The sequence below is a fragment of the Telluria sp. AC161 genome (assembly GCF_979258535.1).
This window is the reverse complement of the sequence record NZ_OZ409861.1, coordinates 4,841,715-4,862,264: the sequence shown is the minus strand read 5'-3', so window position 1 is coordinate 4,862,264 and position 20,550 is coordinate 4,841,715. Positions and strand designations below refer to the sequence as shown.

Below are 20,550 nucleotides of genomic sequence, written 5' to 3'. Positions count from 1 at the left end.
CGCGTAGGCGGGAACCAAGTTTGCGACTTCTAATGCAAAACTTGGATCCCCGCCTGCGCGGGGACGACCGCTGGGAGCCGACAAAGTCGGCTCTGACGCGGTCGATTAACGCGAGTACAGTTCGACGATCAGCGCTTCGTTGACGTCAGCAGCGATTTCGTTACGCTCTGGGAACGAACGGAAGGTGCCTTCCAGCTTCTTGGCATCGACCGACACCCAGCTTGGGAAACCGATTTGCTCAGCCAGCGACAGGGCTTCAGCGATACGTACTTGCTTCTTGGCTTTTTCGCGCACAGCGACGACGTCGCCGGTCTTGACCTGGTACGAAGCAATGTTCACGACCTGGCCGTTGACGGTGAAGGCTTTGTGGCTGACCAGCTGACGTGCTTCAGCGCGGGTCGAACCGAAACCCATGCGGTACGTCACGTTGTCCAGACGCGCTTCCAGCAGCTTCAGCAGCGTTTCGCCGGTGTTACCCTTGCGACGCGACGCTTCTGCGAAGTAGCGGCGGAACTGGCGTTCCAGGATGCCGTACATGCGCTTGACTTTTTGCTTTTCGCGCAGTTGGTTGCCGTAGTCCGAGGTGCGGGCACCCGACTTGACACCGTGCTGGCCTGGCTTGATGTCCAGTTTGCACTTCGAGTCGAGCGAGCGACGTGCGCTCTTGAGGAACAGGTCAGTGCCTTCACGGCGCGACAGTTTTGCTTTTGGTCCGATATAACGTGCCACGTTAGATTCCTTTAATAATTAATCACGCCCCAGAGTGCAGAAGCACCCAGGCGCTAGTCCAGCTCTGGAAAGTCAGGCCGGACGTGGCTTGCATCACCCACCGCTAGATCAGCAGGCGACAAGAGCCGGGCAGTATATCCCATTTACGGGCAACTGCACCGGCTTTTCTTGAAAACACAACGGGGCTATGCGCCCCGAGCATCGATTACCAAGTACATGGGCTGGCGGCAAGCCGCCCTCCCCTGCAACTTAGATACGGCGACGCTTTGGTGGACGGCAACCGTTGTGTGGAACTGGGGTGACGTCCTGGATCTCGGTGATCTTGATGCCGAGGTTGTTCAGTGCGCGCACAGCCGATTCACGGCCTGGGCCTGGGCCCTTGATACGCACTTCCAGATTCTTCACGCCCGATTCCTGAGCGACCTTGCCAGCAGCTTCGGCAGCAACCTGCGCTGCGAACGGGGTCGATTTGCGCGAACCCTTGAAGCCGGCGCCGCCGGAAGTTGCCCACGACAGAGCATTGCCCTGACGATCGGTGATCGTAATGATCGTGTTGTTGAAGGACGCGTGCACGTGGGCGATGCCCTCGGCAACGTTCTTCTTGACTTTCTTGCGGACGCGCGCTGCTGCCGCGCTGCTTTGTTGCTTGGCCATAGTCGGTTCCTAGATTATTTCTTGAGCGATTGAGCTGCCTTACGCGGGCCCTTACGGGTACGCGCGTTGGTGCGGGTACGCTGACCGCGGACCGGCAGGCCCTTACGGTGACGCATGCCGCGGTAGCAGCCCAAGTCCATCAGACGCTTGATGTTCATGGACAGTTCGCGGCGAAGATCGCCTTCCACGACAAACTTCGCGACTTCGTCACGCAGCTTCTCGAGTTCGTTATCGTCCAGGTCCTTGACTTTTTTGGTGGTCGCGATACCGGTTGCGTCGCAGATTTTCTGCGAACGCGGACGGCCAACACCGTAGATCGCCGTCAGGCCGATAACAGTGTGCTGATGATTTGGGATGTTAACCCCTGCAATACGTGCCATTCGTTATTCCTCGAAATTAACCTTGACGCTGCTTGTGACGCGGCTCGACGCAGATCACACGGACCACGCCCTTGCGCTTGATGATCTTGCAGTTGCGGCAGATCCGCTTGACTGAAGCGTTAACTTTCATTTTGCACTCTCTTCGGTTCGTTTACTTGATGATGTGTTTTTACTTGGTGCCGAATACGATGCGGGCCCGGGACCACGATAACGGGGTCAACTTCACCATTACCGGGTCACGCAGGCAGAAGCGAACACGCATTCTACCCGAGATCGACCCCAGGCTCACATTTCGTTTTCCAGCTTCACGCGGAACGTCGCGTTTGGGAGAGTCTTTCGACCCTCCCCTTGCATTCGGATGACATCGTCTTCTGCCATTCGCGCCATGCACCCGACTACTTATCGCGTCGGGACACCACCCTTGAAGTTCGCCTTGCGCAGCAGTGAATCATATTGCTGCGACATGACGTAGTTCTGTACTTGTGCCATGAAGTCCATCGTCACCACAACGATGATCAGGAGCGACGTGCCACCGAAGTAGAAGGGAACCTTCCACTGGGCGGTCATGAACTCCGGCACCAGGCACACCAGGGTGATGTAGACAGCACCAGCCAGGGTCAGGCGCATCAGGATCTTGTCGATATAGCGAGCGGTCTGATCACCCGGACGGATGCCCGGTACAAACGCGCCACTTTTCTTCAAGTTGTCCGCCGTTTCCTTGCTGTTAAATACCAGCGCGGTATAGAAGAAGCAGAAGAACACGATCGCCACCGCATACAGCAACGCGTGGATTGGTTCGCCCGGCGCCATCGACGCCGCCAGATCCTTCAGGAACCCGATCACCGGGCCGCTGGAATCCTTGCCACGGGTGAACCAGTCGACAATCGTCGCCGGGAACAGAATGATCGACGACGCGAAGATCGGCGGGATCACGCCTGCCATGTTCAGCTTCAAGGGCAGGTGGCTGGTTTGGCCACCGTAGATCTTGTTGCCGACCTGGCGTTTCGCGTAATTAACCAGAATCTTGCGCTGTCCGCGTTCCACGAACACCACCGCATACGTCACCGCAGCGATCAGCAGAACGATCAGGATGGCCGAGAAGCTGCCGATCGAACCGTTTGACACCAGGGTGAACAAGCCACCCAGTGCCGACGGCAAACCTGCTGCGATGCCGGCAAAGATGATGATCGAAATGCCATTGCCAAGACCACGCTCGGTAATTTGCTCGCCCAGCCACATCAGGAACATGGTGCCGGTCAAGAGGGTCACGATGGTGACGAAACGGAAGCCGAGACCAGGGTCAATGACCAGGCCAGGCTGCGCTTCGAGCGCGACAGCGATACCGAACGCCTGGAAGAGTGCCAGCGCAACCGTGAAATAACGGGTGTACTGGGTAATCTTGCGACGGCCGGACTCGCCCTCTTTCTTCAACGCCTCGAGTTGCGGCGAAACGATCGATGCGAGCTGCATGATGATCGAAGCCGAAATATAAGGCATGATGCCGAGCGCGAACACGGTAAAGCGGGACAAGGCGCCACCCGAGAACATGTTGAACATGCCCAGGATGCCGCCTTCGTTCTGCTTGAACAGCGCAGCGAGCTGCACCGGGTCAATCCCGGGGACCGGAATATGAGCACCGATGCGGTACACGACCAACGCGCCAAGCAAAAACCACAGCCGGGCCCATGGGAATCCGGAAGCGGCGCTTTTACCAAGTTGTGAATTAGTCGCCAATTTTTGCTCCGATCAGGCAGCGATCGCTTTACGCGACCGAGCCGCCAGCTGCTTCGATTGCCGCTTTAGCGCCGGCGCTCACTTTCAGGCCTTTGAGGTTCACCGCTTTGGTGATCTCGCCGGACAGGATGACGCGCACGTCACGTGCCAGAACCGACAGGACGCCAGCCGCTTTGAGCACCAGGATGTCGACTTCGCCGACGGCCAGGTTGTTCAGATCGGACAGACGCACTTCAGCCTTGAACGTTGCGTTCAGCGATTTGAAACCACGCTTTGGCAGACGACGCTGCAGAGGCATTTGACCGCCTTCGAAGCCGACTTTGTGGAAGCCGCCCGAACGCGACTTTTGACCCTTGTGACCACGGCCGGCAGTTTTGCCGATGCCGGAGCCGATACCGCGGCCGACGCGACGCTTGTAGTGCTTGGCGCCGTCAGCTGGTTGAATGGTATTGAGTTCCATTGATTTCTCCGTTCGCAAGCCCGAGGGCTTACGAAACCACTTTCACGAGGTACGATACTTTGTTGATCATGCCACGCACGGACGGGGTGTCTTGCAACTCGGAGACCGAGTTGACGCGACGCAGACCCAGACCGCGCACGGTGGCACGGTGATCCTGACGGGTACCGATCAGGCCCTTGACGAGCTGAACTTTAACGGTGTTAGCCATGTGATTTCCCCTTAACCCAGGATGTCTTCGACCGACTTGCCACGCTTGGCGGCGATGTCGGAAGCAGTGCTCATTTTCGACAGACCGTCGAGAGTTGCGCGCACCAGGTTGTATGGATTCGACGAGCCGGTCGATTTCGCGACCACGTCCGTCACACCCATCACTTCGAAGATAGCGCGCATTGCGCCACCAGCGATCACGCCGGTACCAGGCTTAGCTGGCATCATCATGACGCGCGAGGCGCCGTGACGACCGGACACGGTGTGATGCAGGGTACCGTTCTTGAGTGGCACCTTGATCAGGTTGCGGCGGGCTTCTTCCATCGCTTTTTGCACGCCGACTGGAACTTCCTTCGACTTGCCTTTGCCCATGCCGATGCGGCCATCGCCGTCACCGACAACGGTCAGCGCTGCAAAACCCATGATACGACCACCCTTGACCACTTTGGTCACGCGGTTGATCGCGATCATTTTCTCGCGCATGCCATCATCCGGCTTGTCGCTTGCCATTTTCGCTTGCATTTTTGCCATGACGATTCTTCCTTAGAACTTCAGACCGGCTTCACGCGCGGCTTCAGCCAGCGCCTTCACCCGACCGTGGTAACGGAAACCGGAGCGATCGAACGCGACTTCGGTGATTCCAGCTTGCAGTGCTTTTTCTGCGACGCGCTTGCCGACCAGAGCGGCTGCTGCAGCGTTGCCGCCGGCGCCAGTCTGACCTGCCAGCTCGGCGCGCACTTCAGCTTCCAGAGTCGAAGCCGACACCAGTACTTTTGCGTCCGGGCTGATCAGGTTCGCATAGATATGCAGGTTGGTGCGATGAACCGACAAACGGTTCACGCCCAGCTGCGAGATCTTGATGCGGGTCTGACGTCCACGACGCAGACGTGATTCTTTCTTGTCCATGTCAGCTCCGATTATTTCTTCTTGGTTTCTTTAAGCTTCACCACTTCGTCCGAATAACGGACACCCTTGCCTTTGTAAGGCTCAGGCGAGCGGTAAGCGCGAACTTCAGCGGCAACCTGGCCGACCTTTTGACGATCGATACCCTTGATCAGGATCTCGGTCGGGGTCGGAGTTGCTGCAGTAACGCCTTCCGGCATTGCGTGCAGCACCGGGTGCGAGAAGCCCAGGGACAGGTTCAGGGCGTTGCCCTGCACTGCTGCCTTGTAGCCCACGCCGACCAGGTTCAGCTTCTTCTCGAAGCCCTTGGTCACGCCGGTTACCATGTTGTTGACCAGAGCACGCAGGGTGCCGGACATGGCGTTCGATTCACGCGAATCATCGACTACGTCGAAGGTCAGCGTGCCATTGTTGTTTTCCACTTTGACCAGGCCGTTCAGGGCCTGGGTCAGGGAGCCCAGCGGGCCCTTGACGGTGATCGACGACGCGTTGATCGCGACTTCGGCACCGGCAGGGACGGCGATAGGCATCTTAGCTACTCGAGACATCGTCTACTCCTTAAGCCACGTAGCAAATCACTTCGCCACCGACACCGGTAGCGCGCGCTTTGCGATCAGTCATGACGCCTTGCGGAGTCGACACGATTGCCACGCCCAGGCCGTTCATGACGGTTGGGATCTCGTCTTTACCTTTGTAGATACGCAGGCCTGGACGGGACACGCGCTCAAGGCGCTCGATGACCGGACGGCCAGTGTAATACTTCAAACCGATTTTCAGTTCCGCTTTACCACCTTCGGAGGTGACAGCGAAATCCTCAATGTAACCCTCGTCCTTCAGGACGTTGGCAATGGCAACCTTGACTTTTGACGACGGCATTGCGACCGTGGTTTTCTGAACAACTTGTGCGTTGCGAATGCGGGTCAGCATATCGGCGATAGGATCGCTCATACTCATTGCATATTCTCCTATTACCAGCTTGCTTTGGTCATACCAGGAATTTCGCCCTTCATGGCGAATTCGCGGACTTTGGTACGTGCCAGACCGAATTTACGGAATGTGCCACGTGGACGGCCAGTGATGGCGCAGCGGTTACGCTGACGGGTCGGCGCCGAGTTGCGCGGCAGAGCCTGCAGCTTCAGACGCGCTTCGTAGCGTTCTTCTTCCGTCTTCGACTGGTCGTCGATGATCGCTTTAAGAGCGGCACGCTTCGGGGCGAATTTCTCCACCAGGTCTGCACGCTTCTTTTCGCGGTTAATCAGTGAAAGTTTTGCCATTGCTCTTAGTTCCTGAACGGGAATTTGAAGGCGGCGAGCAGCGCTTTGGCTTCTTCGTCGGTCTTAGCAGTCGTGGTGATCGAGATGTTCATGCCACGCAGTGCATCGATCTTGTCGTAGTCGATCTCTGGGAAGATGATCTGTTCCTTGACACCGATGTTGTAGTTGCCGCGACCATCGAACGATTTACCATTGACACCGCGGAAGTCACGCACGCGCGGCAGAGCCACGGTGATGAAGCGGTCCAGGAATTCGTACATGCGGGCGCCGCGCAGGGTCACCATCGTGCCGATCGGGTAGCCTTCGCGGATCTTGAAACCAGCGATTGCCTTGCGTGCCTTGGTGATCACTGGCTTCTGGCCGGCGATCTTCGTCAGGTCGCCAGTGGCGTGCTCGATGATCTTCTTGTCAGCGACTGCTTCCGACAGACCCATGTTCAGGGTGATCTTGGTCAGACGTGGCACTTCCATCACCGACTTGTAACCGAATTTCTCGGTCAGCTCGGCGACGACTTTTTCTTTGTAAATTGCTTGGAGACGGGCCATTTATTCTTACCCCTTCACTACTTCGCCGCTCGACTTGAAGACGCGGACTTTTTTGCCGTCCTGGTCTTTGAAGCCAACGCGATCTGCCTTGCCGGTCGCTGCGTTGAACAGCGCGACATTCGACACGTGAATCGGCATTGTCTTGTCGACGATACCACCAGTAACACCGGTCATCGGGTTAGGCTTGGTCGCTTTTTTAGCGACGTTGACGCCTTCGACGATGACGTGTTCAGCGTCTACACGCTGTTGAACGACACCGCGCTTGCCCTTGTCTTTCCCGGCCAGAACGATGACTTCGTCGTTTTTACGAATCTTATCCATGTCGTATCCTTACAGAACTTCAGGTGCCAGCGACACGATCTTCATGAACTTTTCAGTGCGCAGCTCGCGCGTCACTGGTCCGAAGATACGGGTACCGATTGGCTCCAGCTTGGCGTTCAGCAGGACAGCGGCATTGCCGTCGAACTTGACCAGGGAACCATCCGGGCGACGCACACCTTTTGCGGTGCGCACAACCACGGCATTGTAAATTTCACCTTTTTTGACGCGACCACGTGGGGCTGCGACTTTAACGGTGACCTTGATGATGTCGCCAATGCTCGCGTAACGGCGCTTCGAGCCGCCCAACACCTTGATGCACAGAACTTCCTTTGCACCCGTGTTGTCGGCTACTTCGAGCCGGCTTTCGGTTTGAATCATAGTATTTTCTTTCCCAACTTAAGCCGAAGAAACCCCACAATTTGTGGGCCTGCGGTCAGTCTTGGTCCCGCCGTAACGCCCCTGCTGGAGCACCACGATTGGGTGATTGGACTTTCCAATAACGCTCTTCGTTACAGGCCGCACTTGCCGAGGGGGACAAACTGCGGCAACACATGAACGAAGCCCGCTAGTATCTCAGATACCAGCGGGCCACGCAAGACAATTTTTAAAGCTTAGAGGACTGGTGCTACCAACAGCACCTGGGTGACCGTCCAGGCTTTCGTCTTCGAGATCGGGCGACCTTCTGCGATCTCGACGGTGTCGCCAATTTTCGCTTCGTTCGCTTCGTCGTGCGCGTGATACTTGTTCGAGCGCACGATGATCTTGCCGTACAGCGGATGCTTGACGTGACGTTCGATCAGTACGGTTACCGTCTTGTCCATTTTGTCGGACACGACTTTACCGACCAGCGTACGCTTCAGCGCCGTTTTAGTGGTGTCGTTCATTTGGCTTCCTTCGTGTTCATCACAGTCTTCACACGCGCGATATCGCGACGTACTTTCTTGAGCTGCGAGGTATTCCCGAGCTGCTGGGTGGCGACTTGCATGCGCAGACCGAATTGGGCCTTGAGCAGCTCGTTCAGCTCCTTCTGCAGCGCGTCCTGGTCCTTGCCGCGGAGTTCCGATGCTTTCATATACAACTCCTGTTATTGACCGACCTGGCGAACCACGAACGTGGTAGCCAGTGGCAGTTTGGCAGCGGCCAGGCGGAATGCTTCGCGCGCCAGGGTTTCATCAACGCCGTCCATCTCATACAGGACTTTGCCTGGCTGGATTTCAGCGACGTAGTATTCCGGGTTACCTTTACCGTTACCCATACGAACTTCAGCTGGCTTGTTCGAAATCGGCTTGTCCGGGAAGATACGGATCCAGATACGACCGCCACGTTTGATGTGACGGGTCATGGCGCGACGTGCCGCCTCGATCTGACGTGCAGTGATACGGCCGCGGGCAACTGCCTTCAGACCGAATTCACCGAACGAGACCGCGGTGCCGCGGGTGTGCGAAATGCCAGTGTTACGGCCTTTCTGCTCTTTACGATACTTCCTGCGCGATGGTTGCAGCATGCTTATTCTCCTGCTTTCTCAGCTGGGGCAGCAGCAGGTGCAGCGGCAGCCGGGGTCGCCAGCTTGACAGCTGGACGAGCGCGGACAACTGGTGCTGCAGTGGCTGGACGTGCGCCGCCTGCTGGGCGTGGGCCGCGCGATGGCTTGCCATCGTCACGACGTGGGCCGCGTGGCTTCTTGTCGTCCGGCGGGGTGTCGATGACTGGTGCTTCGCCGGTGACCGAACGGTCGCCCTTGTAGACCCAGACCTTGACGCCGATGATGCCGTACGTGGTCGATGCTTCGCTGGTGCCGTAGTCGATATCGGCGCGCAGGGTGTGAAGTGGCACGCGACCTTCGCGGTACCATTCGGTACGTGCGATTTCGATGCCGTTCAGGCGACCCGACGACATGATCTTGATGCCGACAGCGCCCAGACGCATTGCGTTTTGCATCGCGCGCTTCATTGCGCGACGGAACATGATGCGCTTTTCGAGCTGTTGCGAGATCGAATCGGCGATCAACTGCGAATCGATCTCAGGCTTGCGGATCTCTTCGATATTGACGTGCACTGGCACGCCCATGATCTTCGCCAGCGACGACTTCAGCACTTCGATGTCTTCGCCTTTTTTACCGATCACGACACCAGGACGCGACGAGTAAATGGTGAAACGCGCGTTCTTGGCAGGACGCTCGATGACGATGCGACCGACCGAAGCGTTCTTCAGCTTCTTTTTCAGGAAAGCGCGTGCTTCCAGGTCTTCCAGCAGCATGGCTGCGAAGTTGCCGTTACCAGCATACCAACGCGACGACCAGTTACGGGTGACCGCCAGGCGGAAGCCGGTTGGGTGGATTTTCTGACCCATTCTGTGACTCCTTAGTTACCGACAGTCACGTAAATGTGACAGGATTGTTTAGAAATACGATCGCCGCGGCCTTTTGCACGTGCCGTGAAACGCTTCAGGATCGGGCCCTTTTCGACATAGATCTGAACGATTTTCAGTTCGTCGATGTCCGCGCCATCATTGTGTTCCGCGTTGGCGATCGCCGACTCGAGAACCTTCTTGATGATCGTCGCGCCCTTTTTTGGGCTGAATTGCAGAATGTTGAGTGCTGCGTCAACTTTCTTGCCGCGGATCAGATCGGCCACCAGGCGGCCTTTTTGTTCCGACAGGCGCACGCCTTTGAGGATAGCTTTAGTTTCCATTATTTTTTCGCCTTCTTGTCAGCGGCGTGGCCCTTGAACGTACGGGTCAGCGCGAACTCGCCGAGCTTGTGGCCGACCATGTTCTCCGACACGTACACAGGAACGTGCAGCTTGCCGTTGTGAACAGCGATCGTCAGACCGATGAAGTCTGGGGAGATCGTCGAGCGGCGCGACCAGGTTTTGACTGGCTTTTTGTCTTTGTTCGCTTGCGCGGCTTCGACTTTTTTCACCAGGTGGGCGTCAATAAACGGCCCTTTTTTCAATGAACGAGTCATTTTTTATCCTTATTTCTTGCCGCGGCGCGAAACGATCATCGACGAAGTACGCTTGTTCGAACGCGTCTTCTTACCCTTGGTCTGCTGGCCCCATGGGGACACTGGGTGACGACCGGCTGCAGTTTTACCTTCACCACCACCGTGCGGGTGATCGACAGGGTTCATGACCACACCGCGAACGGTTGGACGAACACCACGCCAGCGCATCGCGCCAGCTTTACCGATCTTGCGCAGGCTGTGTTCGGCATTGCCGACTTCGCCAATGGTAGCGCGGCACTCGATGTGCACGCGACGGACTTCACCCGAGCGCAGGCGGACCTGAGCGTAGGTGCCTTCACGTGCCATCAGCACGACGCCGGCGCCGGCGGTACGGGCCATCTGGGCACCCTTACCTGGCAGCATTTCGACGCAGTTCATGATGGTACCGACTGGAATGTTGCGGATCGGCAGGCAGTTACCGGCCTTGATCGGCGCTTCCGAGCCATTCATGATGCTATCGCCGACAGCCATGTTCTTGGTGGCGATGACATACTGACGCTCACCGTCCGCGTAGCACAGCAGTGCAATGTGCGCGGTACGGTTCGGGTCGTATTCGATACGCTCGACCTTGGCAGGGATGCCATCCTTCTGGCGCTTGAAGTCGACCAGACGGTAATGCTGCTTGTGACCGCCGCCCATGTGACGGGTGGTGATGTGACCGTTGTTGTTACGGCCGGCAGTTTTCGATTTCTTTTCAACCAGGGCTGCGAATGGACGACCTTTGTACAGGCCTTCAGTCACAACTTTCACCATGCCGCGACGGCCTGGGGAGGTTGGCTTCATCTTAACGAGTGCCATTATTTAGCCTCCTCGACAAAATTGATTTCCTGGCCTGGCTTCAGGCACACGAAAGCACGCTTGGTGTGGTTGCGACGACCGTTGAAACGGCCCGAACGCTTCTGCTTGCCTTCACGGTTCAACGTCTGGACCGATTCGACCTCGACTTTGAACAGCAGTTCGACAGCAGCCTTGATTTCTGGCTTGGTCGCGTCAGGCATGACCTTGAACACGATCTGCTCGTTCTTTTCCGCGACGAAGGTAGCCTTCTCGGAAATGATCGGAGCCAGCAGCACCTTCATCAGGCGCTCTTCGCTAAATTTGATTGCGGCGCTCATGCGTACATCTCCTCGATCTTGGCCAGAGCAGCTTTCGTGACCAGGATTTTCTTGTAGAACACCAGCGACATCGGGTCAGCGTGCTTAGGCTCAACGACCAGAACGTGCGGCAGATTGCGCGATGCCAGCTCGAGGTTTTCATCGATGGTATCGGTGATCACCAGGACCGAGTCCAGACCCATGCCCAGCAGTTTCTGCGACAGCAGCTTGGTCTTTGGTGCTTCGATCGACAGGTTCTCGACGACACTCAGACGGCCTTCGCGGGCCAGTTGCGAGAAGATCGAGCAGATACCTGCGCGGAACATCTTCTTGTTAACTTTGTGCGTGAAGTTTTCTTCTGGGCTGTTCGGGAAGATACGACCACCGCCGCGCCACAGTGGCGACGACGACATACCAGCACGAGCGCGGCCGGTACCTTTTTGGCGCCATGGCTTCTTGGTCGTGTGGTGGACTTCTTCACGATCTTTCTGCTTGCGGTTACCGCCACGTGCGTTAGCAGCGTAGGCGACGACGACTTGGTGAATCAGGGCTTCGTTGTATTCACGACCGAACACTTCATCGGCGGCTGCAACATTGGCGCCGTCTTGACCTTGCTCATTCAGGAGCTTCAGTTCCATGGCTTACGCTCCTTTCTTGAGTTTGGTTTTAACAGCAGGCTTGACGACCACTTGGCCGTTCTTCGCGCCAGGTACGGCACCTTTGATCAGCAGCAGCTGACGTTCGGTGTCGATGCGAGCAACTTCCAGGTTCTGGGTGGTGACGGTGACGTCGCCCATGTGACCGGTCATGCGCTTGCCTGGGAACACGCGGCCTGGATCCTGGGCCATACCGATCGAGCCAGGAACATTGTGCGAACGCGAGTTACCGTGGGTAGCACGGCCCGATGCGAAGTTGTGACGCTTGATGGTACCGGCGTAGCCTTTACCGATCGAGGTGCCTTGCACGTCGATTTTCTGGCCCACTTCGAACAGCGAAGCATCGATGGTGTCACCGGCTTTGAGTTCGGCGGCTTTGGTGGAATCGATGCGGAATTCTTTCAGCATCGTACCGGCTTCGACGCCAGCTTTGGCGTAGTGACCGGCAGCGGCTTTCGTCACGCGCGAAGCACGACGTTGACCGTAGACGACCTGAACTGCGGTGTAGCCATCAGTTTCAGGGGTTTTGATTTGTGCGACACGGTTGTTCGACACATCCAGCACGGTGACAGGGATTGAATCACCCTCGTCCGTGAAGATACGCATCATGCCAACCTTGCGACCGAGAAGGCCCAAGCTCATTTTTTCTCCATTCCCACCTACGATTGGGCGGGGGTAGTTGAACTACTAAATAATACGGGCAATAAAAGACGCCCCCGTACCGAAGCCAGCTAGTATAGCGCGCAAACGGCAACGGCGCAACAGGAAAAATCGGCATCGAGACCGGTCCTGTTGCGCTTTTCGCAGTATCTGGAGAATGAAGAATCCGTTCGAGCTGAACGGCACAGACAGGCACAGCATCGTGCGCCTTTGTCTCTACAGGCATCAACCATTGCTGGGAGCCTGCGACTTGAATTTCTGGTGGGCGGTGCAGGATTCGAACCTGCGACCCCTTGGATGTCGACCAAGTATTCTAACCAACTGAACTAACCGCCCGGGGAGCCGAATTATACGAGGCATGCTGGAACTTTTGCAATAGCTTTTTTCGGTGTTTCAACTTTTCGGCAGAAGATTGGCATCACCGGAACCCGGCGGCCGAGCCGAATCGCCGGTTGTGCCTGCCCCATCAAAATGTTATTGTACAAATGTATTTCGAGGACGGGCTTCGTCGTGTGCACCTGGCGCACGTGGTTTCCGGCATCCATGCCGGCGCTGCCCGCCCTTCTCCGCCTGGCGGCCCTGGCCTTTTCGAACACGCAACTCTTCGTACAACAAAGCGCGCTTCGCGCCATCCGCCTTTCCCCGGCCCGCGCGCCTCCCCGGCGACTTCGCGGGCCCCGACCTGCGCCGTCAGTCCACCCCTGGTCTGCTGGCGGACGCATTGCTGCAAGGATGTACAACATGACTGTCATTGATACACAACGCTGGCCCCGCCTGCTCGACCCTTCCCGCCTTGTCCTCGCTACCGATCTCGACGGCACGCTGCTGGCCGGCACCCATGAGGCGCGGCGCCGCATCCGCGAACTGTTCTCGGGCGCCCTGCCCGGCGCCAAACTGGTCTTCGTTACCGGCCGAGGCCTGGAAACCGTCATTCCGCTGCTGAGCGATCCCACCGTCCCGCGTCCTCATTACATCATCGCTGACGTCGGCGCCACGATCGTCGATGCCGACCTGCGCCCGGTCGAGCCCATCGCGCACGAGATCGCCGCCACCTGGCCCGGCACCCATGAAGTGCTGCGCGCGCTCAGTGGCTTTCCGCAACTGGTCCGCCAGCTCGTGCCGCAGGAGCGGCGCTGTTCGTTCTATGCGACCGAGTCCGCCATCACACCGGAACTGCGCGCCGCAGTCGACGCCCTCGGGTGCGATCTGCTGTTCTCGGCCGGACAATACCTGGACGTACTGCCGCGCGGCGTCGGCAAGGGCGCCGCCGTGCGCCGCCTGGCTGAAGTGGCCGGGTTCGATCCGGCCCATATTCTGGTGGCGGGCGACACACTGAATGACCTGTCGATGTTCGAGGCGGGTTTTCGCGGCGTGGTCGTGGGCGCCGCCGAACCGGCGCTGGTCGAAGCCGTGCGCAAGTCGCCGCGCGTGGTGGTGGCCGACGCCGCCGGCTGCGGCGGCATCCTCGAAGCACTTGGCCGCCATGGCCTGCGCTTCGATGGCGACGACAGCCCTGCCCCCGCTCCAGCCTGCGGCGACGCCGAACTGGTGATGGTGTATCACCGCCTGCCCTACGACGAAGTGGTCGAGGATGGCGTGACGTACGCGCGACGCCCGAAAAGCCCGAACGGCATCATGCCCACGCTATTGAGCTTTTTTGCCGGCGGCCGCAAGGGTTCGTGGGTCGCCTGGTCGCAGCAGAACAGCCGCACACCGGCCGGCTTCATTCCACACGTCGCGGTCGATGCGGCGCGCTATCCGCACCTGAAAGCAGCCCGCATCGCGCTCACGCCGGACGATATCGACCAGTTCTACAAGAAGTTCTCGAAAGAGGCGTTCTGGCCGATCATCTTTTCGTTCCCCGACAAGGCCGTGTTCCGCCAGGACCACTGGGAACGCTACCTCGAGATCAACCGCCTGTTCGCCGAGCAGACCGCGCGTGAAGCGGCGTACGGCGCCACCACCTGGATCCACGACTACAACCTGTGGATGGTGCCGGCCTTCCTGCGCCCACTGCGGCCCGACCTGAAGATCGCCTTCTTCCACCACACGGCGTTCCCGTCGAGCGACGTCTTCAACATCCTGCCATGGCGGCGCGACATCATCGGCAGCCTGCTGCAATGCGACTACGTGGGCTTTCATATTCCACGCTACGTCGAGAACTTCGTCGACGCCGCCCGTTCCTGCGCGCCGGTGCAGATCGTCGACGGCGTGGGCTGCGCGCCGCGCTTTTTGACCTTCGGCTGCGCGCTGGGGGTCGATCACATGACCACCGCGCTCGAGGTGAATGGCCGCCAGGTCGCGCTGGGCGCCCATCCGGTCGGCACCAACACGGACCTGATCGACGCGCTGGTGCAAACCGACGCCGTGCAGCAGCAGATCGCGGAGATTGACGCCTACCTGGACGGCAAGACCGGCATCGTCTCGATCGAGCGCCTCGACTACGTGAAAGGCTCGCTGGAAAAGCTGCAGGCCTATGAACGCATGCTTGAACAGCACCCGGAATTGCTGGGCAAGGTCACGCTGCTGAACATCATCACCCCGGCCGCCAGCGGCATGGACATCTACGACAGCCTGCGCGAAGACCTGGACCGCATCGTCGGGCGCATCAACGGGCGCTTCTCCACGATGGACTGGGTGCCGGTGCGTTACTTCTACCGCAGCCTGCCGTTCGAGCAGGTGGTGGCCCACTACGCCGCCTGCGACATCGCCTGGATCACGCCGCTGCGCGATGGCCTGAACCTGGTGGCCAAGGAATACGTCGCCACCCGCCATGCGACAGGCCGGCCCGGCACGCTGGTGCTGTCCGAATTCGCCGGCGCCGCCGTCGAACTGCACGGCGCGCTGCTGGTCAACCCGTACGATGCCAACGCGATGAGCGCCACGCTGTACGACGCGCTGACGATGGGCGCCGACGAAGTGGCGTACCGCGCCGGGCGCATGGCGGCGATCGTGCGCGGTCATGACGTGACGCGCTGGGGCGACGACTTCCTGGCCGCGCTGGCAGCACTGCCGGCGCCGGGCGCCGAACAACCGATCGAAGAACGCGCCGCGGCCTGACATGAACTACATCATCCTTGCCAATCCCGTGGCCGACTGGCTGATCGCCCTGGCAGCCATGGTGGCCGTGACCATCGGCCTGGACGCTCTCAAGTCGATCATCGCACGGCGCCTGGGCGTGGGGGCCACGCAGACCGAAACGGGCACGCCCGCGCTGCTGCACGACATCGCCGCCGCCACGCTGCGCTCAACCAAACTGGTGGTGCTGGGCTTTGTCGGCCTGTATGTCGGCGCCAGCCTGCTGACCCTGCCCGCGAAGGCGGACCTGTTCATCGGCCGCTTCGCGATCACGGCGCTCTTGGTCCAGGTCGCGCTGTGGGGCGATACGGGCCTGCGCACCTGGCTGCGCGTCACGCGCGCGCAGCGCAGCGAAGACCCGGACCGCGTCACGTCCTCGGCCGCCGTCACCTTTTTGGTACGTGTCGCGCTGTGGGCGATTGTCGCGCTGATGGTGCTCGACAACCTGGGCGTGAACATCACCACACTGGTGGCCAGCCTGGGTATCGGCGGTATCGCCATCGCGCTGGCGGTGCAGAGCATCCTGGGCGACCTGTTCGCGTCGCTCTCGATCGTGCTCGACAAACCGTTCGTCGTGGGCGACTTCATCATCGTCGACAAGATGCTGGGCACGGTCGAGAAGATCGGCCTGAAGACCACCCGCGTGCGCAGCCTGGGCGGCGAGCAGATCGTGTTTTCGAATAACGACCTGCTCAAGAGCCGCATCCAGAACCTGCGCCGGATGGCGTCGCGCCGTGTCGTGTTCGGGTTCGGCGTGTCGCACCGCACGCCCGAACCGATCCTGCGCGCGCTGCCAGCCCTGCTGGAAGAGATCGTGCGCGCCCAGCCACAGGTGCGCTTCGACCGCGCCCACCTGAGCGGCCTGGCCGCGCCGAGCTTCAACTACGAAGTCGTGTACTACGTCGACAATACCGACTACACGATCTACATGGATATCCAGCAGGAGATCTATCTGCGCATCGTGGCGCTGCTGCAGGCGCAGGACGTGGCACTGGCCTTGCCGGTGCAGACCGTGCAGCTCACGCGTGAAGCGCGGCCGCACGACAGCGCCCAGGCAGGCAACGACGCCGATGCATCGCTCGGGAAAGCTGCCTGACGCGGGTTCGTCGCGCTACACTTGGCGCATGCACACGCCACTTCTCGCCCGCGTCCTGCGCTACGCCGCCCTCCAGGCCGACCGCGACGGCATCGCGCCCACGCCGATCGCCGGCCTGGTCGCGATCCGCGTGAACGAGCGCAGCGCTTTGACCAGCCAGATCGCCCGCCCGCTGGCCTGCCTGGTCCTGCAAGGCAGCAAAGAAGTCAGCACGGGCGGGCAAACGCTCACGTTCCATGCGGGCGATTCTCTCTTGATCATGGCCGACGTGCCTACCCTCAGCCAGATCAGGCAGGCCAGCAGCAGGGCGCCCTATTGTTCACTGGTGCTGGATCTGAATCCGGCCGTGATTGCCGATCTGGCCACCGACATGGCGACGATCGAAGACACCACCGGCGCGCCGGTGCGCAGCGCGCCGACCGACGCGCACCTGGCAGACACCGCCCTGCGCTTGATGGGGTTGATCGAGCGGCCCGCCGCGCTGCCGGTGCTGCAGGCCGCGCTGGTGCGCGAATTCCATTACTGGCTGCTGGCCGGTCGCCACGGCGCGGCGGTGCGGCGCCTTGGCCTGCCCGACAGTCACGTGCGCCGCGTGGCGCGCGCCGTCGCGCTGCTGCGCACCGACTATGCACGCCGGCTCCCGGTGGAACAGCTGGCCGGCCTGGCCGGCATGAGTCCTTCCTCGTTCCACCAGCACTTTCGCGCGGTAACGTCGCTCACACCGCTGCAGTTCCAGAAGCAGCTGCGCCTGATCGAGGCGCGCCGCCTGATGCTCGCCGACGGCGTCAACGCCAGCACGGCCGCCCATGCGGTCGGCTATGAAAGCGTGCAGCAGTTCACGCGCGAGTACGGACGCATGTTCGGGCTGCCGCCGGTGCGCGACGTGAGCGCCGCGCACGAGCGCCTGCACGCCGCCTGAGCGCAAGGCGCATCAAATCGCCTGCCCGCCCGAGACTTCGATGCGCTGGCCGTTGATCCAGCGATTGTCCTGCCCCAGCAGGCTGGCGATCATCGGCCCGATATCGTCCGGCACCCCGACCCGGCCCAGCGCCGTCATGCCGGCAAACACGCCGTTCAAGTCCGGCGTGTCGCGCACCGCGCCGCCCAGGAAATCCGTCTCGATCGCACCCGGCGCCACGGTATTGACCGCGATGCCGCGCCCGCCCAGTTCCTTGGCGAGATAGAGGCTCAGGATCTCGACCGCGCCCTTGACGGCCGCATACGCACCAAAGCCCGGGAGCGCGAAACGGGTGAGGCCCGACGACAGGTTCACGATGCGCCCACCGTCAGCCAGCAACGGCAGCAGCGCCTGGGTCAGGAAGAACACGCCCTTGAAGTGGACGTCGACCAGATGGTCGAACTGCGCCTCGGTGGTGTCGGCGATGGGCGCCATGGCGCCGTGGCCCGCATTGTTGACGAGGTGGTCGAATTGTTCGCGGCCCCAGGTATCTGCCAGCGCCGCGCGCAGGCTGGCGGCAAACGCGGGGAAGCTGGCGACGTCACCCACGTCGAGCTGCAGCGCCAGCGCCTGGCGGCCCAAAGCGCGGATTTCGTCGACCACTTTCTGGGCCTCGGCTTGGCGGCTCTGGTAGGTGATGATCACGTCGCCGCCGCGGCGGGCGATGTGCAGTGCGGTGTTGCGTCCCAGGCCGCGGCTGGCGCCGGTAACGAGAGCGATCGTGGTCATGATGGTGATTCCTTGTGTGTTGGAGAGAGCAGCCAGTATGTGAGCCGCGCCGCCCGCGCCGTTGCCGGAAGCTGGCCGGTCTTTGCCTGATCCTCCAAATCGTGCGCCGTCTTCAGGGCACCTTACAATCGGCACTACCTTCCCAGCTCCCGGCCGCCATGCACATCGAACCGTTTCACATCGCCGTTCCCGAGGCCGACCTGGCCGACCTGCATGCGCGCCTGGCGCGTACCCGCCTCGCGCCAGCCATCGCCGGCCAGGGAGCGAGCGAAGGCATCGATCCCGCCTTCCTGGCGCAGTTGCTGGCGCACTGGCGCGACGGCTTCGACTGGCGCGCGGTCGAAGCGCGCCTGAATCGCCTGCCGCAGTACCGTGCACGCGTGCAGGACCAGACTATCCACTTTGTCCACCAGCGCGGCGCCGGGCCCGATCCGATGCCGCTGGTGCTCACGCATGGCTGGCCCGGCTCGTTTCTCGAGATGGAAGCGATCATCCCGCTGCTGGCCAACCCGGGCGCGCACGGCGCCGATCCGCGCGACAGCTTCCACGTGGTGGCGCCATCGCTGCCCGGCTTCGGCTATTCGTCGCAACCCACGCACAAGGGCATCGGCGCATTCGAAACCGCGGGCCTGTGGGCCGAACTGATGACGGGCCTGGGCTACCCGCGCTTCGGCGCGCAGGGCGGCGACATCGGCGCCGGCGTGAGCGCCTGGCTGGGCCAGCGCTTCCCGGAGCAGGTCATCGGCATGCACCTGAACTACATCCCCGGCTCGTTCCGGCCACCGCAGGCCGCTGGCGAACAGCTGACGGACGACGAACAGGATTTCCTGCGCCGCGCCGCCGGGTTTCTGGATCGCGAAGGCGCCTACGCGCGGCTGCAGGGCACCAAGCCGCACACGCTGGCAGTGGGCCTGCACGATTCGCCGGCCGGCCTGGCCGCGTGGATTGCCGAAAAATTCCAGGCCTGGAGCGATGGCCCCATCGACCTTGACACGCTGCTGGCCAATATCAGCCTGTACTGGTTTACCGGATCGATCGGGTCATCCTTTCGCATGTATGTCGAGGGCCGCGCGCGGCCCATGGCACTGACGACGCGCGTTGCGCCCCCGCTGGGCGTGGCCCTGTTCCCGTTCGAGCTGCCGATGCCGCCGCGCAGCTGGGTCGCGCGCAGCTTCGACGTGCGGCAGTGGAACACGATGCCGGCGGGCGGGCATTTCGCGGCGCTCGAACAGCCTGCGATGCTGGCCGAAGAGATCCGCGCCTTCTTTCGCCCGCTACGTGCGCAGGCCTGACTTTTGTAGGCCGCAAGTACGTACATCCTCCTATGAAAAACGGTTGAAATCCACATGCTGCAGCCCCATGTACAATTGATCGCTTACCGCCTATATTGGCGGGACCATCCCCGAGGTTCGCCAGTGTACCGGCGGCCAGTCAACCCTCAACGGAACAAGGAGTTCGTATGGCAATCAGTCTGCAAAAAGGCGGCAACGTCAACCTGAGCAAGGAAGCACCGGGCCTCACCAAGGTCATCATCGGCCTGGGCTGGGATCCCCGCTCGACCGACGGTTCCGCTTTCGATCTGGACGGCAGCGCCTTCCTGCTCAAGACCGACGCCAAAGTGCGCGGCGATACCGACTTCATCTTCTATAACAACCTGAAGTCGACCGACGGTTCTGTGGTCCACGCAGGCGACAACACCACCGGCCAGGGCGAGGGCGACGACGAAAAGATCGCCGTTGAACTGAACCGCGTACCGGCCGACATCGACAAGATCTCGTTCTGCGTCACCATCCACGATGCCGAAGCGCGCCGCCAGAGCTTCGGCCAGGTCAGCAAGGCGTACATCCGCTGCCTGAACGCTGCCGGCGAAACCGAGATCGCGCGCTATGACCTGTCCGAAGACAGCTCGACCGAAACCGCAATGATCTTCGGTGAACTGTACCGCCACGGCAGCGAATGGAAGTTCCGCGCCGTCGGCCAGGGCTTCAAGGGCGGCCTGGGTCCTCTGGCCCGCTCGTTCGGCGTCAACGTCTGAGTCGTTCGCCTCGCCGGTCGCCATGTAATCCCC

The 20,550-nt window shown here is 60.6% G+C and carries 31 protein-coding genes, 1 tRNA gene and 1 pseudogene; 5 read left to right on the top strand and 28 right to left on the bottom strand.

The window, feature by feature from the left end; genetic code table 11:
- Window positions 1-105: 105 nt before the first annotated feature.
- The 27 genes and pseudogenes from rpsD to ACZ0AJ_RS21510 form a co-directional block, all read right to left on the bottom strand.
- On the bottom strand, window positions 106-729 hold the full coding sequence (rpsD, locus tag ACZ0AJ_RS21640; protein ID WP_183554224.1) for a 30S ribosomal protein S4: 624 nt from the start codon (window positions 727-729) through the stop codon (window positions 106-108).
- Between the two features lie 249 nt (window positions 730-978).
- Window positions 979-1,383, bottom strand: coding sequence for a 30S ribosomal protein S11 (gene rpsK / locus ACZ0AJ_RS21635; protein ID WP_005663404.1), 405 nt, complete (start codon window positions 1,381-1,383; stop codon window positions 979-981).
- A 14-nt stretch (window positions 1,384-1,397) separates the two neighbouring features.
- Window positions 1,398-1,763: a 30S ribosomal protein S13 gene (gene rpsM, locus ACZ0AJ_RS21630; RefSeq protein ID WP_183554226.1), complete on the bottom strand. Its 366-nt coding sequence runs from the start codon at window positions 1,761-1,763 to the stop codon at window positions 1,398-1,400.
- A 16-nt stretch (window positions 1,764-1,779) separates the two neighbouring features.
- Window positions 1,780-1,893 (bottom strand): 50S ribosomal protein L36, encoded by a 114-nt coding sequence (gene rpmJ, locus ACZ0AJ_RS21625; protein WP_005663407.1) that lies wholly within the window; start codon window positions 1,891-1,893, stop codon window positions 1,780-1,782.
- Between the two features lie 39 nt (window positions 1,894-1,932).
- Window positions 1,933-2,141, bottom strand: a pseudogene (locus tag ACZ0AJ_RS21620) (S1 domain-containing protein).
- Between the two features lie 21 nt (window positions 2,142-2,162).
- On the bottom strand, window positions 2,163-3,497 hold the full coding sequence (gene secY / locus ACZ0AJ_RS21615) for a preprotein translocase subunit SecY (protein ID WP_183554228.1): 1,335 nt from the start codon (window positions 3,495-3,497) through the stop codon (window positions 2,163-2,165).
- 28 nt (window positions 3,498-3,525) lie between these two features.
- A complete protein-coding gene (rplO, locus tag ACZ0AJ_RS21610; RefSeq protein WP_183554230.1) occupies window positions 3,526-3,957 on the bottom strand; it encodes a 50S ribosomal protein L15 in 432 nt (143 codons plus the stop codon).
- Between the two features lie 28 nt (window positions 3,958-3,985).
- Window positions 3,986-4,165, bottom strand: a complete 180-nt coding sequence (gene rpmD, locus ACZ0AJ_RS21605) for a 50S ribosomal protein L30 (protein WP_123069947.1) — start codon at window positions 4,163-4,165, stop codon at window positions 3,986-3,988.
- 11 nt (window positions 4,166-4,176) lie between these two features.
- Complete coding sequence (rpsE, locus tag ACZ0AJ_RS21600; protein WP_183554232.1) at window positions 4,177-4,695, bottom strand: 30S ribosomal protein S5; 519 nt, start codon at window positions 4,693-4,695, stop codon at window positions 4,177-4,179.
- 12 nt (window positions 4,696-4,707) lie between these two features.
- Window positions 4,708-5,070: a 50S ribosomal protein L18 gene (gene rplR, locus ACZ0AJ_RS21595; RefSeq protein ID WP_258837174.1), complete on the bottom strand. Its 363-nt coding sequence runs from the start codon at window positions 5,068-5,070 to the stop codon at window positions 4,708-4,710.
- An 11-nt stretch (window positions 5,071-5,081) separates the two neighbouring features.
- Window positions 5,082-5,615 (bottom strand): 50S ribosomal protein L6, encoded by a 534-nt coding sequence (rplF, locus tag ACZ0AJ_RS21590; RefSeq protein WP_183554236.1) that lies wholly within the window; start codon window positions 5,613-5,615, stop codon window positions 5,082-5,084.
- A 10-nt stretch (window positions 5,616-5,625) separates the two neighbouring features.
- Complete coding sequence (rpsH, locus tag ACZ0AJ_RS21585; protein WP_183554237.1) at window positions 5,626-6,021, bottom strand: 30S ribosomal protein S8; 396 nt, start codon at window positions 6,019-6,021, stop codon at window positions 5,626-5,628.
- Window positions 6,022-6,035: 14 nt separating this feature from the next.
- Window positions 6,036-6,341 (bottom strand): 30S ribosomal protein S14, encoded by a 306-nt coding sequence (rpsN, locus tag ACZ0AJ_RS21580; protein ID WP_183554238.1) that lies wholly within the window; start codon window positions 6,339-6,341, stop codon window positions 6,036-6,038.
- A 5-nt stretch (window positions 6,342-6,346) separates the two neighbouring features.
- Window positions 6,347-6,886, bottom strand: coding sequence for a 50S ribosomal protein L5 (gene rplE / locus ACZ0AJ_RS21575; RefSeq protein ID WP_123069942.1), 540 nt, complete (start codon window positions 6,884-6,886; stop codon window positions 6,347-6,349).
- 6 nt (window positions 6,887-6,892) lie between these two features.
- A complete protein-coding gene (gene rplX, locus ACZ0AJ_RS21570) occupies window positions 6,893-7,207 on the bottom strand; it encodes a 50S ribosomal protein L24 (protein ID WP_171085179.1) in 315 nt (104 codons plus the stop codon).
- Between the two features lie 9 nt (window positions 7,208-7,216).
- Window positions 7,217-7,585, bottom strand: a complete 369-nt coding sequence (gene rplN / locus ACZ0AJ_RS21565; RefSeq protein ID WP_183554239.1) for a 50S ribosomal protein L14 — start codon at window positions 7,583-7,585, stop codon at window positions 7,217-7,219.
- Window positions 7,586-7,818: 233 nt separating this feature from the next.
- A complete protein-coding gene (gene rpsQ, locus ACZ0AJ_RS21560; RefSeq protein WP_183554240.1) occupies window positions 7,819-8,091 on the bottom strand; it encodes a 30S ribosomal protein S17 in 273 nt (90 codons plus the stop codon).
- Window positions 8,088-8,279, bottom strand: coding sequence for a 50S ribosomal protein L29 (gene rpmC / locus ACZ0AJ_RS21555; protein WP_183554257.1), 192 nt, complete (start codon window positions 8,277-8,279; stop codon window positions 8,088-8,090). Before rpmC ends, rpsQ begins: the two co-directional genes overlap by 4 nt.
- A gap of 12 nt (window positions 8,280-8,291) precedes the next feature.
- Window positions 8,292-8,711, bottom strand: a complete 420-nt coding sequence (rplP, locus tag ACZ0AJ_RS21550; RefSeq protein ID WP_145653055.1) for a 50S ribosomal protein L16 — start codon at window positions 8,709-8,711, stop codon at window positions 8,292-8,294.
- Between the two features lie 2 nt (window positions 8,712-8,713).
- Window positions 8,714-9,556 carry a 30S ribosomal protein S3 gene (gene rpsC / locus ACZ0AJ_RS21545; protein ID WP_183554260.1) on the bottom strand — a complete coding sequence of 281 codons (843 nt, stop codon included), beginning with the start codon at window positions 9,554-9,556 and terminating at the stop codon, window positions 8,714-8,716.
- Between the two features lie 11 nt (window positions 9,557-9,567).
- Window positions 9,568-9,900: a 50S ribosomal protein L22 gene (gene rplV / locus ACZ0AJ_RS21540; protein ID WP_183555278.1), complete on the bottom strand. Its 333-nt coding sequence runs from the start codon at window positions 9,898-9,900 to the stop codon at window positions 9,568-9,570.
- Window positions 9,897-10,172 carry a 30S ribosomal protein S19 gene (gene rpsS, locus ACZ0AJ_RS21535; protein WP_119811777.1) on the bottom strand — a complete coding sequence of 92 codons (276 nt, stop codon included), beginning with the start codon at window positions 10,170-10,172 and terminating at the stop codon, window positions 9,897-9,899. Before rpsS ends, rplV begins: the two co-directional genes overlap by 4 nt.
- Window positions 10,173-10,181: 9 nt before the next feature.
- Entirely contained in the window at window positions 10,182-11,009 is an 828-nt protein-coding gene (rplB, locus tag ACZ0AJ_RS21530) for a 50S ribosomal protein L2 (RefSeq protein WP_183554262.1), read from the bottom strand.
- Entirely contained in the window at window positions 11,009-11,326 is a 318-nt protein-coding gene (gene rplW / locus ACZ0AJ_RS21525; protein ID WP_183554264.1) for a 50S ribosomal protein L23, read from the bottom strand. Before rplW ends, rplB begins: the two co-directional genes overlap by 1 nt.
- Window positions 11,323-11,943, bottom strand: a complete 621-nt coding sequence (gene rplD / locus ACZ0AJ_RS21520) for a 50S ribosomal protein L4 (protein ID WP_183554266.1) — start codon at window positions 11,941-11,943, stop codon at window positions 11,323-11,325. The genes rplW and rplD overlap by 4 nt, the downstream gene beginning before the upstream one ends.
- A gap of 3 nt (window positions 11,944-11,946) precedes the next feature.
- Complete coding sequence (gene rplC, locus ACZ0AJ_RS21515) at window positions 11,947-12,603, bottom strand: 50S ribosomal protein L3 (RefSeq protein WP_183554268.1); 657 nt, start codon at window positions 12,601-12,603, stop codon at window positions 11,947-11,949.
- 277 nt (window positions 12,604-12,880) lie between these two features.
- A tRNA-Val gene (locus tag ACZ0AJ_RS21510) sits at window positions 12,881-12,957 on the bottom strand.
- A 405-nt stretch (window positions 12,958-13,362) separates the two neighbouring features.
- Between ACZ0AJ_RS21510 and ggpS the strand changes: the two genes are divergently transcribed.
- Genes ggpS through ACZ0AJ_RS21495 form a run of 3 tightly spaced genes read left to right on the top strand, consistent with a single transcriptional unit; the run spans window position 13,363 to window position 17,714 of the window.
- Entirely contained in the window at window positions 13,363-15,681 is a 2,319-nt protein-coding gene (ggpS, locus tag ACZ0AJ_RS21505; protein ID WP_499456444.1) for a glucosylglycerol-phosphate synthase, read from the top strand.
- A 1-nt stretch (window position 15,682) separates the two neighbouring features.
- The gene (locus ACZ0AJ_RS21500; protein WP_499456443.1) at window positions 15,683-16,795 is read left to right on the top strand and encodes a mechanosensitive ion channel family protein; all 1,113 of its coding nucleotides are present in this window, start codon (window positions 15,683-15,685) and stop codon (window positions 16,793-16,795) included.
- Between the two features lie 28 nt (window positions 16,796-16,823).
- Window positions 16,824-17,714, top strand: a complete 891-nt coding sequence (locus ACZ0AJ_RS21495; RefSeq protein WP_499456442.1) for an AraC family transcriptional regulator — start codon at window positions 16,824-16,826, stop codon at window positions 17,712-17,714.
- A gap of 12 nt (window positions 17,715-17,726) precedes the next feature.
- Here the strand turns inward: ACZ0AJ_RS21495 and ACZ0AJ_RS21490 are convergent, their stop codons facing one another.
- Entirely contained in the window at window positions 17,727-18,482 is a 756-nt protein-coding gene (locus tag ACZ0AJ_RS21490; RefSeq protein WP_499456441.1) for an SDR family NAD(P)-dependent oxidoreductase, read from the bottom strand.
- Window positions 18,483-18,640: 158 nt separating this feature from the next.
- On the opposite strand from ACZ0AJ_RS21490, the gene ACZ0AJ_RS21485 reads away from it, so the two are divergent.
- Together ACZ0AJ_RS21485 and ACZ0AJ_RS21480 are read left to right on the top strand one after the other, a co-directional pair.
- Entirely contained in the window at window positions 18,641-19,774 is a 1,134-nt protein-coding gene (locus ACZ0AJ_RS21485; protein ID WP_499456440.1) for an epoxide hydrolase family protein, read from the top strand.
- 167 nt (window positions 19,775-19,941) lie between these two features.
- The gene (locus ACZ0AJ_RS21480; RefSeq protein WP_183554281.1) at window positions 19,942-20,517 is read left to right on the top strand and encodes a TerD family protein; all 576 of its coding nucleotides are present in this window, start codon (window positions 19,942-19,944) and stop codon (window positions 20,515-20,517) included.
- Window positions 20,518-20,550: the final 33 nt, after the last annotated feature.